This is a genomic window from Streptomyces botrytidirepellens, assembly GCF_003721215.1.
GTDB classification, from domain to species: Bacteria; Actinomycetota; Actinomycetes; order Streptomycetales; family Streptomycetaceae; genus Streptomyces; species Streptomyces himastatinicus.
Map to the genome: position 1 here is coordinate 106,815 of NZ_RIBZ01000270.1, position 13,167 is coordinate 119,981.

7 protein-coding genes are annotated in these 13,167 nt (G+C 70.6%); 1 reads left to right on the top strand and 6 read right to left on the bottom strand.

Annotated elements, in window-relative coordinates:
- Window positions 1–268: 268 nt before the first annotated feature.
- From EEJ42_RS21870 to EEJ42_RS21885, 4 genes are all read right to left on the bottom strand, one after another.
- A complete protein-coding gene (locus tag EEJ42_RS21870; protein WP_123102017.1) occupies window positions 269–1,489 on the bottom strand; it encodes a cytochrome P450 in 1,221 nt (406 codons plus the stop codon).
- The gene (locus EEJ42_RS21875; protein ID WP_123102019.1) at window positions 1,482–2,780 is read right to left on the bottom strand and encodes a condensation domain-containing protein; all 1,299 of its coding nucleotides are present in this window, start codon (window positions 2,778–2,780) and stop codon (window positions 1,482–1,484) included. Before EEJ42_RS21875 ends, EEJ42_RS21870 begins: the two co-directional genes overlap by 8 nt.
- Window positions 2,777–7,624 carry a non-ribosomal peptide synthetase gene (locus tag EEJ42_RS21880; RefSeq protein WP_221179404.1) on the bottom strand — a complete coding sequence of 1,616 codons (4,848 nt, stop codon included), beginning with the start codon at window positions 7,622–7,624 and terminating at the stop codon, window positions 2,777–2,779. The genes EEJ42_RS21875 and EEJ42_RS21880 overlap by 4 nt, the downstream gene beginning before the upstream one ends.
- Before the next feature lie 373 nt (window positions 7,625–7,997).
- A complete protein-coding gene (locus tag EEJ42_RS21885) occupies window positions 7,998–8,948 on the bottom strand; it encodes a helix-turn-helix transcriptional regulator (RefSeq protein WP_123102097.1) in 951 nt (316 codons plus the stop codon).
- 63 nt (window positions 8,949–9,011) lie between these two features.
- Between EEJ42_RS21885 and EEJ42_RS21890 the strand changes: the two genes are divergently transcribed.
- On the top strand, window positions 9,012–11,246 hold the full coding sequence (locus EEJ42_RS21890; RefSeq protein WP_123102023.1) for an ATP-binding cassette domain-containing protein: 2,235 nt from the start codon (window positions 9,012–9,014) through the stop codon (window positions 11,244–11,246).
- Window positions 11,247–11,285: 39 nt separating this feature from the next.
- On the opposite strand, the gene EEJ42_RS21895 is transcribed toward EEJ42_RS21890, so the two are convergent.
- Window positions 11,286–11,720 (bottom strand): cupin domain-containing protein, encoded by a 435-nt coding sequence (locus tag EEJ42_RS21895; protein ID WP_123102025.1) that lies wholly within the window; start codon window positions 11,718–11,720, stop codon window positions 11,286–11,288.
- 23 nt (window positions 11,721–11,743) lie between these two features.
- Window positions 11,744–13,129, bottom strand: a complete 1,386-nt coding sequence (locus EEJ42_RS21900) for an aldehyde dehydrogenase family protein (RefSeq protein ID WP_123102027.1) — start codon at window positions 13,127–13,129, stop codon at window positions 11,744–11,746.
- Between the last annotated feature and the right edge of the window lie 38 nt (window positions 13,130–13,167).

Below are 13,167 nucleotides of genomic sequence, written 5' to 3' on the forward strand. Positions count from 1 at the left end.
CACCCCTGACGGCGGCACCGCGCCAGGCCGACAACGGCGCGAGCGTGATCGCGCAGAACTTCCTTGATGCGCGCACGGTGGACATCACGATCGACTCGGTTGCACTGGGCGCACTGGGCCATACCGCGTCGGCGCGCATCATCCTTCCGGATCGGTTCAGGTCGCGGTTCAGTGCCTCACGGCCGGTCCTCTACCTTCTCCACGGTGGGTACGGCGACGATCTGTCGTGGGCGCGGTACAGCGATTTCGCCGCCTCGTCCGTATGCCTTCACCGGGCTGCCCGAAGGTCAGGGCCCCAGGTCATCGGCAAGGCGTGTGCACCGACGAGGTTTTCGTCGAACTTGAACGGCACTTCGGTGATGTCCACGGCGAGCCGCAGATCGGGCAGGCGGCGGAAGAGGGTGGTGTAGGCGATGTCCAGTTCGATGCCGGCCAGGGTGTGCCCTGTGCAGTGGTGCACGCCCAGTCCGAGCGCGAGATGGCGTCGTGACGGGGTGCGGAGCAGGTCGAGGTGGTCGGGGTCGGGGAAGGCGGTCTCGTCGCGGTTCGCGGAGTCGATCTGGATGAGCACGCCCTCTCCTCGGCGGATGAGTGTGCCGCCGATCTCGATGTCGTCGGTGGCGGCGCGCTGTCGCGCGTTGTGTGACACGGTGATGTAGCGCAGGAGTTCCTGGACCGCCGTCGTGTGCACGGACTCGTCGTAGGTGCCGGTCAGCACCTCGATCTGCTCGGGGTGGCGCAGCAGGGCGACCACTCCCATCGCGATCATGTATGCGGTCGGGCCGTGGCCCGTGAAGAACAGGCCCTGGATGTCGGCCGCCGCGTCCTCTTCGGACAGTTCACCGGTCTCCACGTGCGCACGCACGATCCGGCCCATGAGCCCGTCGCCCGGATCGGCGACCAGGGCGCGGAAGTACGCGGCCATCTCGGACAGCGCCGAGGTGACCTGCTCGGCGGGCGCCGTGCGGGAGCCGAGGACGCGGCTGAGCTCGTGCAAGCGGTCGCGGCCGGCGAGCGGGAGACCGAGGAACTCGCAGATCACCTCGATGGCGAAGGGCAGTGCGAACGCCTCGATCAGGTCGGCCGGACGCGGTCCGGCGAGCAGGGCGTCGATCTTCTGGTCCGCCACGCGCTGGACATACGGGCGCAGCTCCGCCATCCGGCGCGGAGTGAACTCTTTGATCACGATCGCCCGGGCAGCCGCGTACCGCTCTTCGGGGCGGGACGGGAAGAAGACCGCGCCCCGGCTGCGTAACAGCGACGACGGCGATGTGTGCGGGAATCCGGGCGAGGTGACGTCCATGGTGAGCCGCCGGTCGACCAGCGCGTGGCGGGCGTCGTCGTAACGGGTGATCAGCCACGGTGTGCTGCCGTCCCACGTCCGTACGCGCGTGGGTGACGCGGAAGCGCGCAGCTCCCGGTAGCCGGGCGGCGGGTCGAGTGGGTGCTCAGGGTCCCTGGCAAGCGGGTAGGCGGGAAACTCAGCCATGGAAGGTTCCTCCAAGTGGTGGGACGAGCGCGCGCAGCGCCGACACCCGTGTCGCCGGCCGGGCGACGACCGCGCGCAGGACGGCCTGGTAGGCCTTGAGCAGCGAGTCGATCTGGGGCTCGCGGTAGCGGGCGGTGTCGTACTCCGCCCAGACCGTGGCGGCGCCGTCAACGGTGTCCTCGACGCGGACGGTCAGGGCGAATTTGGCCGTGTCGGGGACCGGGAGCTCGGCGATCTCGCAGCCGTCCAGGCGGAGCGTGCCGGTGCTCCCCGCCGGGTGGTGCGCGAAGACCGCCTGCACCCAGGGCATGCGATCCGGGGCGTCCGGGTCGTCGGGGCACCCGAGCGCGGCCGCCATCTCGTCGAGCGGCAGGTCGCGGTGTTGGTAGGTGGCCGCCGTCGCCTCGGCCACACGCCCCAGCAGCGCGCCGAACGCGGGGTCTTCGGTGAGGTCCACCGGCAGCACCGTAAGGGTGGCGAAGAAGCCGAGGACACCGGCCACTTCCGGGCGGTCGCGGTTGGCGACCGCGAGGCCCAGCAGCACGCGGTCCTGACCGGTGCGCCGGGTCAGGGCGATCGCACATGCAGCCGAGAGAACCGTGAACGTGGTGTTGCCGTGTGCGGCGGCCAGGTGGCCGATCGCGCGCACCAGACCGGTGTCCAGCGCCACGGCCCGGCGTCTGCCCCGGCCCGGTTCACCGGTGGTGGCACCGGCCCCCGCTTCGAGCAGCTGCCCGTAACCGTCGAGAGCGCCGCGCCACCAGTGCACCAGTTCGCCGGTGCGCTCCCGGGTCAGCCGCCTGGTCTGCCATGCCGCCCAGTCGACGTACTGGACGGCGAGATCGGGCAGGGTGGCCGGCTCACCCCGCAGCGCGGCGCGGTAGCAGGCCGCGAGGTCGGTGAAGAACACGCTCAACGACCAGCCGTCGGCCGCCAGCAGATGCACGAAGAACGTGACCTCGTGCCGGTTGGGGCCCATCGGGCGGACGTCCACACGCAACAGCGGCCCGCGGGCCAGGTCGAAGGCGCTCGGCCGCGGCGGTCCGGCCACGATCCGGACCGCCATCGGCGCGTCCGGACGGATCTGCTGTACGGGCCCGTCGAGGTAGACGGTCCGCAGCGGTTCGTGCCGCCGTACGAGCGCCTCGACCGCGGTGCGCAGCGCCGCCACGTCCAGGGCTCCGGTCACCGCGAACGTGCGCACGGTGCTCTGTCGGTGCCCGCTGGGGTCCTGTGTGTGCCGCCTCCAGACGGCCCGTTGTGCGGCCGACAAGGGGAACGAGGTGCTCACCGCGGGATCCTGGTGATCTTCTCGTCCTCGTCGGGCGCCGACTCCAGCGCGGAAGCGAGCCCGGCGGCGGTCGGCTCGGCGAGCACCAGGCCGAGCCCGACCGCGCGGCCGGTCGCGGCGGTGATGCGGGACGCGAGCCGCATGGCCTGTAAGGAGTGCAAGCCGAGCTCGAACACGTTGTCGTGCACGCCCGGCCGGACGCCCAGCACATCGGCGGACAGGTCCACGATCAGGGTCTCCAGCGCGGTGCGCGGCGCGTCCGGTTGGACCGGCTGCGGCGGTAGTCCCAGCGCCGGCACGTCGACCTTCCCGCCGGCGGTGACCGGGAACCGCTCGTGCGGCACGACCACGCTCGGCACCAGGTGGCCGGGGACGTCGGCGGCGAGCGCACGCCGGAGGGCGGTGCCCGTCCGCGTGCTCACCACATGCGCCACCAGTCTGTCCGCGGCGCGGTCCGCGACGACCACCGCGTCTCGCACGGTGGGCAGCGCGAGGAGCGCCGCGCGAACCTCGGCGGGTTCCACCCGGAATCCACGGATCTTGACCTGGCCGTCGGTGCGCCCGACGAAGTCCAGCACCCCGCCGTCGAGCCAGCGCCCCCGATCGCCGGTGCGGTAGAGCATTCCCGCCCCGAACGGGTTCGGCACGAACCCCGGCTCCGGCCGCGTATAGCCACGTGCCACCACTGGGCCACCGACGCAGATCTCTCCCACCACTCCCGGGGGCACCAACCGCAGGTGCTCGTCGAGGACGTACACCGAGGTGTTCGGCAGCGGACGCCCGATCGGCACGCGCGGCTGGTCGGAGGGACGCCACTCGTTCACCGGCATTCCGGTGACGATCACCGTGGTCTCCGTCGGTCCATACGTGTTGGAGACGGACGTGATTCCCCTGGCGCGCAATGCTGTGAGCGACTCCGGCGAGATCACGTCACCGGCGACGAGCAGGTTGCGCAGCCCGCGGACCGCTTCGGGCGCCTCGGCGACCAGTGCGTGGAACACCGCGGTGGACAGTGCGGCGTGGGTCACCGTGGGCTCGCCCAACTCGTGCGCCAGGTCGGTCACATGCCAGGGGGACGGCAGGAACCGCACGGTCGCGCCGGCCACGAGCGGGCCCCACACTTCCAGTACGGACACGTCGAAGGCGAGGGCGGCGACCGCGAGGAGGGTGTCGCCGGGGGCGAGGCCGGTGACACCGTCGTCGTGCAGGCGTGCTGCGACCGAGCGATGCTCGACCACGACGCCCTTGGGTCGGCCGGTACTGCCCGAGGTATACATGACGTAGCAGGCGTCGCTGCCGGTGCCTGCGGGCAGATCGCCACCGGTGTCGGGAACGTCCTCCAATACCACGGCGATCGCGTTTTCGGGCACGTCGGTGGCGAGCGCGGCGGTCGTCAGGACCGCCCTCGCCCCGCAGTCGGCCATGAGCGCGCCCAGCCGGGCCGGCGGGTGTGCCGGATCGGACGGCAGGTACGCGGCGCCGGCCTTCATCACGGCGAGTTGCGCCACGACGACCTCGCGGGAGTGCCCCATGCGCACCGCCACCACATCGCTGGCGCCGAGCCCGCGCGCTCGCAGATGCCGGGCCACCCGATCGGACCACGCCCCCAGTTCGGCATAGGTCAGCGGATGAGCGCCCGCGACGGCGATCGCGTCCGGAGTGTCGCGCACCCAGCGGGCGACCAGGTCGGGCACCCACCACGAGTGCGGCTCGGCGTTCCTGCCCCGCCCCCATGCGAGTAGTCGTGCGCGGGTCCGGTCGTCCACCAGCGAAAGCCGCGACACCGGGGTTCCGGGCGCCTCCACGATCGACCGGAGCAGGGTTTCGAACGCTGTCAGCAGATGCGCGCAGAAGAAGTCGTCGAACAGGTCGGTGTCGAACTCCCAGGCCAGCGTGATGCCCTGAAGCGCGGAGCGCGAGCTGGGCATCACCGGTGTGGTCGATCTCGGGATCGCGATCAGGTCGCCGGCGTGCCGTGAGATGTGACCGGCCTCGGCGTATCGCGGCACCGCGACGACGGAGATGTCGAACTTGGCCGAGCCGTTGCCCACCCCTTCGACGATGGTGACGTCGAGCGGCGTCGGCCGCAGCGGTCCCAGAGGCGAGTCGTGGAAGTTGAACATCGCCTGCACCAGCGGGCGCGCACCGTCGCCGTGTCCGGCCGGCGACTCGCCGAAGATCAGGTCGTAGGGCAGCTCCTGGTGTGCGTACACGGCCATCGACCGCTCGTGGACCCGCCGCAGGAACTCGGCGAACGTCGGATCGCCCTCGAACGTCCCGCGAAACACCACGGTGTTGACGAACATGCCGAGTACGTCCTCGGTCTGCTGCCATCGCCGGTTCGCCACCGCGGACCCGACCAGCAGGTCGCGGGATCCAGTGCTGTGGCGCAGCAACACGAAGAACGCGGCCAGCAGGGCCGTGAACAGGGAGACGTTTTCGCGTTCGGCGAGATCCCTGAGGCGATGGGTCAGTTCGCCGTCGATCTCGAGCCGCGGCGCGCGGCCCCGGAAGCCGGTGGTACGTACCCCGATGCGGCGCGGCAGCCGCAGCACGGTCTCGGCGCCGGCCAACTCCGCATGCCAGAAAGCCCGTTGTTCCGCGGCTTCCTCGGACTCCAGCCACTCCCGTTGCCAGCGCGCGTAGTCGTAGTAGCCGACCGATGGCATCGGCCGGTTGATCTTTCCGTGTGCGAGGTGCTCGGAGTAACCGTCCAGCAACTCGCGCACGAACACATGGAACGACCAGCCGTCGTGCACCAGGTGGTGTTCCACACAGACGAACACGTGCTCCTCAGCGCCGAGCCGCAGCAGCGCCCAGCGGTACGGTGGCTCGTGTGCCAGGTCGAACGGCGCGCCCAGCAGCTCGCGCACCGCCGCGCCGACGGCAGCGGCCTGGTCCTCCGACGCGCTCAGGTCGCGGACCTCCAGCGCGACCGGCCCAGGTTCGTCGACCACGCAGGCGAGCTCGCCGTCGACCTCGAAGAACCGGCTGCGCAGCACGTCGTGCGCCCGCACCATCCCGGTGAGGCTCGCCTCCAGTGATTCCAGGGACAGTTCGCCGGCAAGCCGGAACACCGACTGCGCATGGTAGGCACGGGCGTCCGGGCTCAGCCCGTGCATCAGCCACACCCGCCGCTGCCCGGACGAGGGCTCCGGCGCCGCCCCCGGCCGAGGCCCGCGATCGGTGGCCTCGCCGCCGATTCCGGCCGCGATCCCGGCCGCCGTGGCACCCGTCAGCACCGTCCGCAGCGGCACCTCGACCCCCAGCCGTGACCGCAGCCGGGCCACGAGCTGCGTGGCGAAGAGCGAATCGCCTCCGAGCTCGAACAGGTTGTCGTGCACCCCGACCCGTTCGGCGCCGAGCAGTTCGGCGGCGACGTGGACCACCTCGGCCTCGGTGCGGTCCCGCGGCACGTCCGCCTCACGCACCGCCCGGCCCGGCCGGGGCAGGGCGGCCCGGTCCACCTTGCCGCTCATGGTGAGCGGCCAGTCGTCGACCACGACCACCTGCTCGGGGACCAGGTACGCGGGCAGCGTGCGCGCCAGCGCCGCCCTCAGCTCCTCGGATTCGACGTCGGCGATCGCGTACCCGAGCAGCCGCGGCTCACCCCGCCGGTCGACCACCGCCAGCGCGTCGCGCACGCCGGGTAACGCCGCCAGCGCACCTTCCACCTGGCTGAGCTCGATCCGCGCGCCACGCACCTTCACCTGGTCGTCCGCGCGCCCGAGGAACTCGATCGTTCCATCGGCCAGCACACGCCCGAGATCCCCGCTTCGGTAGAGCCTGCCGCCCGCCGGATCTGGGATGAACCGTTCGGCGGTCAGCCCCGGCTGTCCCAGATAGCCGCGGGCCACGCCGGGTCCGCCGATGCAGATTTCCCCCACCGTGCCCGGTGCAACCGGGTTTCGTTCCTCGTCCAGGATGACGACGTGGTAGCCCGCGATCGGGCGCCCGATGGGCATGCGGGCGTCCTCCGCGCCGACTGAAGTGTGCAGTGTGGCGCAGATCGTGGTCTCAGTGGGGCCGTAACCGTTCACGAAACGGTGGTGTGCACCCCACTGGCGGGCCGTTTCCGGCAGGCACACATCGCCGATACTCATCAGCACGTCCAGGTCCGGGTACCGGCCCGGCCGCAAGGTGCGCAGCACCACCGCCGGCAGTACCGCGTGTGTGATGCGCCTGCCGGTCAGCACGTCCGCGAGCGGATCGCCGGATAACTGGGCGCCGCCCAGCAACTCCAGCCGCGCTCCGTTCGGCAGCGCCATCAGGACGTCGAACAGGGCCGCGTCGAAGGCCGGGTGCGCGAACTGGAGCACCCGTGAGCGCGCCGGGATTCCGCCGAGGTACTCGCGCTGCGCGTGCACCAGGTTCATCAGGCCGCCGTGCTCGATCATGACCAGCTTCGGAGTGCCTGTCGACCCGGAAGTGGCGACGACATACGCCAAGTCCCCGGCCGTGTTCCGGTCCTCGGGCGGGTCCCGGTCCTCGACCGGTCCGGCGTCCTCGGACACCTCGTCCAGATGCGGAAAGCCTGGGATCGGGGCGCCGACCACCAACGCCACTCCAGCCTGTCGGGCAACGCTGGTGAGCCACTCCTCCGGATGCGACGGCGACAGCGGCAGGTACGCGGCCCCGACTCGCCACACGGCGAGCAGCCCCACCACGAACGCCACACCTCGGTCGACAACGAGTGCGACGATCTCGCCCTTGGCGATGCCGCGGCGCACGAGGGCGGCCGCGAGGGCGTTCACCCTCGCGCCGAGTTCCCCGTAACCGACCTCTGTCACACCGTCGGACAGCGCGGTCCCGGACGGATCGGCGCAGCACCTTTCCGCGATCATCGCACCCACCGAACACGATGGCGCCCGAGCGGCTGGAATCTCATCGGCCCGCCGATCCCACGCGGCGAGTGGGCGGCCGGTGGCCCACGGTGAGAGCCTGCGTAAGGTGGCGAGGAGGGAGTCGTATTCGGTCCCGGTGGGCAGCCGGGACAGTTCACATTCGGGCACCTGACCGAGTGTAGGAGTGAGGCGCCGAATGGGTACGCCTGACGCCGTGCGCGACGACGGCCGCGAGCCACTGGGCCAGGTAGTCGGCGACGGTCTGGTTCGGGTCGGCACTGACGCCGATCCGGCGGCCTGCGCGGTAGCGGTGCAGGGCGGTGCGGGCGTCGTCCTGGGTGGATGTCGCGCGCCGCCGGGTCGGCGGGGCCGGTCACTGACGGCCGAGGCGCGCGCCGAACCGCCGCAACACCTCGCGGAACTCCGCGGGCTCCTCGATGCGGAAGTCGGCGTCGAGGAAGGCGAGACGCGGCAGGAGCCACTGCCAGGAGTCGAGCATGAGGACGGCGTGGGTCCCCCCTCCGGCGGCCGCCGTGAGGTCGATGTCCTCATGCGCGAACGCGTCCGCCACCTCCGTCATCGGGGCGTCGATCGTCACCACCACACGCTGCCGATTTCTGTTGATGCCCTGGCGGAGGTAGTCGACGCCGGTCCCCGCGGGCAGCGCGCGCGGTGCGAACCTCCCGCTCTGCGCCTGGAGTTCACTGACACGGTCGATGCGGAACACGCGCCAGTCCTCCTTGCCGGTGTCCCAGCCCAGCAGGTACCACCTCAGGAGCAGGTGGATCTGGCGATAGGGCTCGACGTTGCGCGTGGTGGCCGTCCCGTCCGCGCCGACGTAGTGGAACGTCACGACGCGCTCGTGCGCGATCGCTTCGGCGAGCGTGCTCATCGTCTCCGCGCTGATGCTCGGCGTCGGCGTCGGCGTCGTCTCCAGGCTGGTGCGCAGCGCGGCCAGGCGGGGGCGCAGCCGCTTGGGCAGGTACTGATCGACCTTGCCGTAGGCGCGGATCGCCGCGTCGTCGACGCTGCCCTCGCGCGCGTCGCCGGTCGCGCCGAGGGCGGCCAGGCCCAGGAGGGTCGCGATGGCCTCGTCGTCGTCGAGCAGCAGCGGGGGCATGGTCCGCCCGGCCGTGAGCCGGTAGTAGCCGCCCGGGCCCGGCTGCGTCTCGACCGGGTATCCGTAGCCGCGGAGCCGGTTGATGTCGCGCCGCAGGGTGCGCGGGGGGACGTCCAGCCGGGCCGCCAGCTCCTCACCCGTGAACGTCTTGCCCGACTGAAGCACGGCCAGCAGAGCGAGGATGCGTTGCATGACGTCGGCCATGACCGCATCGTCGCAGACAGTCGCGGCCACTTTCCGTCCACATCTCGCGCTACGGTCCTGAATATGTCCAACCGAGGGATCCGGATCAGGCGAGCCCGTACCCACAACCTGCAAGACCTCGACGTGGACGTGCCGCGCTCACAAGTCGTGGTCTTCGTCGGCGTGTCGGGCTCGGGCAAGTCGTCGCTGGTGTTCGACACCATCGCTGCGGAGGCGGGCTACCAACTGCACGAGACGTTCCCGCCCTACATCCGCAACCGGCTGCCGAAGTGGACCCGCCCCGAGGTCGGCGGGATCGAGGGGCTCTCCCCGGTGGTGGTGATCGACCAGCGGCGTCTGGGCGGGAACGCCCGCTCCACGGTCGGCACGATCACGGACACCTGGACCTACCTGCGGCTGCTGTTCTCCCGGGTGAGCACACCGCACGTCGGCGAGTCCAGCCACTTCTCCTTCAACGACCCGGCCGGCATGTGCCCCACCTGCTCGGGCATCGGCGAGGTCGTGGCCAGCGCCGTCGACCGTTTCCTCGACCTGGACAAGTCGCTGCGCGAGGGCGCCGTCCTGCTGCCCGGGTTCGCCGTCGGCGGTTACTGGTACACGAACTTCGCCGACATCGGCGTCTTCGACGTCGACAAGCCGCTGCGCCACTGGAACCGGACCGAGCGGGACGCGCTGCTGTACGGCATCGGGTCCGCCGGGTCGCCGGCGAACCGGCTTCCCAAGGGCTACCAGGGCGTCGTCGAGCGGTTCGAGCGCATCTACCTGCGCACCTCCGACGACATGAACGACCGCAAGAAGGAAGCCCTCGCGAAGTTCACCCGTTCCGAAATGTGCCCGGACTGCTGCGGGGACCGTCTCAACAAGGCGAGCCGGGCGGCCACGGTGCTCGGCCACACCATCGGCGAGATGGCGCGGATGGAGGTCGATGAGCTCGCGGAGCTGGTGACGGGCGTGACCGACGCAACCGTGGCACCGGTGGTGGCCGCGCTGACGGAACGACTCCAGGCGATGATCACCATCGGGCTCGGCTACCTCCACCTCGGCCGCGCCACCACGACGCTCTCGGGCGGCGAGTCCCAGCGGATCAAGACCGTCAAGCACCTGGGCAGCAGCCTCACCGAGATGCTCTACGTATTCGACGAACCCACCGTCGGACTGCACACCCACGACATCTCCTCCATGACCGAGCTGCTCAAGCAGCTCCGGGACAAGGGCAACAGCGTCCTCGTGGTCGAGCACGACCCCGCCGTCATGGCCATCGCCGACCAGATCATCGAGGTCGGGCCCCTCGCGGGCGCGCACGGCGGAACGCTCGTCTACCAGGGCAGCTTCCGTGGCCTCCGCACGGCCGGCACCGCCACGGCGGCGGCGCTGTCACAGCGCCGGCCCATCAAGGACGATCCGCGGACGCCGCGGGGACACATCACCGTGGCCGACGCCACGCGCAACAACCTCAAGAACGTGACCGTGGACATTCCGACGGGTGTGACAACCGTGCTCACCGGCGTGGCCGGCTCCGGGAAATCCAGTCTCGCGAGCGAACTCGTCGCCCAGCACGACGCGGTCGTGATCGACCAGAAGCAGGTCAGCACCAACCGCCGCTCGACCCCCATCACCTACACCGGGATCGCGACCCCCATCCGTAAGGTCTTCGCACGCCACAACCAGGTCCCAGCCGGCCTGTTCAGCGCCAACTCCGAGGGCGCCTGCCCCGAGTGCAAGGGCCTCGGGACCGTCTCCACCGACCTGGCGTTCATGGAGGATCAGGAAACGGTCTGCGAGACCTGCCAGGGGCGCCGGTTCACCCCCGAGGTCCTGGAGTACCGGGTCGACGGGCTGTCCATCGCCGACATCGACGACCTCACGATCACCGACGCCATCGACCGGCTCTCCGATCGCACGGTCACGAAGGCCCTGCGCCACCTCGACGAGGTCGGCCTGGGCTACCTCCGGCTCGGCCAGCCCCTCACGTCTCTCTCCGGGGGTGAATGCCAGCGCGTGAAGATCGCCAAGGAGCTCCGGGACTCCACCGGACCGACCCTCTACATCCTCGACGAGCCCACTACCGGCCTGCACCTACGCGACATCGACACCCTGCTGAGCCACCTCGACAGCCTGGTGGACCACGGTCACACCGTCGTGCTGATCGAGCACAACCTCGACGTCATCCGACGGGCCGACTGGATCATCGACCTCGGCCCCGGCCCCGGGAAGCACGGCGGGCAGATCCTCTATCAGGGGCCCGTCGCCGGCATCACCTCCACGGCCACCGCCGAGGCGCTGCGCGAAACCGTCTGATCCCGTCGCCATGGCACCGCCCACCTTCGCGGCGCCGTCTCAGTGCTTGTGGTGTTCGGCGTCGACCCGGGTCGTGACGCCCGTCTCGACAATCGTGCGGGTGGCTTCGACTGAGGCGTAGGTCCACAGGATGCGCATCGGCGTGGTGTCCGAGGCGTTGCGGAAGCGGTGCGGGACGCCGGCGTCGACGTATGTCGTGTCGAACGTGGTGAGCTCGTACTCCTGCCCATCGATCTCGACGATCGCGTTGCCCTCGAGGATCACCACGCTCTCCGGGCAGTTGTGGGTGTGCAGCGGGATTCCCGCGCCTCCGTCGAACAGGGTCTGACCGCTCAGGAACACCTCGGCCCCGCGGGCCTTGGTGACCAGCGGGATCGTCCTGGCGCCACCGCCGCGGGAGAAGGCATCCAAGGTGGCCGGACGCAGGACGGACGGCGGAAAGGTGTCGCAGCAGTGGGCGGACTCAGTGGACACGACGCTCCTTCGATAGGGGTGGGTCAGCCGGCGACCCAGTAGGTGCGGATGGTGGTGAACTCGCGGATGCCGGCGGTGGCGAGTTCGCGGCCATGGCCGCTCTTCTTGGTTCCGCCGAAGGGAAGCCGAGGGTCGGAAGCGACCACGGCGTTGACGAACGCGGCGCCGGAGGTGATGCGGCGGGCGATGGAGATCGCGCGGTCGGTGTCAGTGCTCCAGATGCTCAGGCCGAGCCCGTAGGCACTGGCGTCGGCCAGCGCGATCAGCCCGTCGTCGTCGGCAGCGGTGGCAATGGCGGCCACCGGCCCGAAGGTCTCCTCGTCAAAGGCGGTGACGCCCGGGCCGGTGCCACTCAGGACGGTGGGCTCGTACCAGGTGCCGGGTCCTTCGACCGGTTGGCCTCCCACCAGCAGAGTGGCGCCCTGGCCGATCGACTTCTCGACCTGCGTGTGAAGCTGGTTCCGGAGGTCCTCGCGGGCCAGCGGGCCGATCCGGGTGGCCGGGTCCGTGGGGTCACCGACGACAAGAGCTCGGGTCTTCTCGACGAACAGTCGGGTGAACTCCGCGGCAACCGGCTCGGCGACGAGGAAGCGCTTGGCGCACACGCAACTCTGACCGGAGTTGGTGAACCGCGCTGCGACCGCGGCGGTCGAAGCTGCCTCCAGGTCGGCGTCGGCGAGAACGACGAACGCGTCGGAACCGCCGAGTTCGAGGACGGCCTTCTTCACCGCGCGCCCGGCGGCGGCGCCGACGGCGGCCCCCGCCCGGTTGCTGCCGGTCAGGGTGACCGCGGCGATCCGGGGGTCGGCGATGAGCTGCTCGCTCGTCGAGGGGACGTCCTGCTCGGGAACGACCAGCGTGGTGAGCAGATGCGCGGGGAACCCGGCCCGTACCAGCAACCGCTCGATGGCCAGGGCGCTGCCGGTGACGTTGGGCGAGTGCTTGAGCAGCACCGCGTTGCCCGCCGCGAGTGTCGGGATCGCGAAGCGCATGACCTGCCAGAACGGGAAGTTCCACGGCATGACCGCGTAGATCACGCCGAGCGGTTCGTAGCCGATCCATGCCCGGGCGCCGTCGACCTCCACGGGCTCGTCGGCGAGAATCCGTTCGGCCTCTGAGGCGTAGTACTCGGCGGTTACCGCGGACTTCTCGATCTCGCCGACGGCCTCCGTGAGGGGTTTTCCCATCTCCTGGGTGATCAAGGCGGCGTACTCGTCGGCGCGCTCACGCAAGGTCTCGGCCAGAGTGGTGAGACGGGACAGCCGATGATCGAGCGGGGTGGCCGCCCAGGAAGTCGCGGCGCTGTGGGTCGCGGCGACCGCGGCCTCGACCTGGTCGGCGTCATGTGCGGCGTACGACGCGATCTCGGTGCCGGTGGCGGGGTTGACGGTGGTGATCGTGGTGCTCATTGACGGGCCTTTCGGCAGCGGAGGGGCCGACGGCGGCC

Bases quoted from the DNA above. Each gene is read 5' to 3' on its own strand.
- EEJ42_RS21900 (WP_123102027.1), bottom strand. From the start codon at position 13,129: ATGAGCACCACGATCACCACCGTCAACCCCGCCACCGGCACCGAGATC.
- EEJ42_RS21885 (WP_123102097.1), bottom strand. From the start codon at position 8,948: ATGGCCGACGTCATGCAACGCATCCTCGCTCTGCTGGCCGTGCTTCAG.
- EEJ42_RS21880 (WP_221179404.1), bottom strand. From the start codon at position 7,624: ATGATCGCGGAAAGGTGCTGCGCCGATCCGTCCGGGACCGCGCTGTCC.
- EEJ42_RS21890 (WP_123102023.1), top strand. From the start codon at position 9,012: ATGTCCAACCGAGGGATCCGGATCAGGCGAGCCCGTACCCACAACCTG.
- EEJ42_RS21870 (WP_123102017.1), bottom strand. From the start codon at position 1,489: ATGGCTGAGTTTCCCGCCTACCCGCTTGCCAGGGACCCTGAGCACCCA.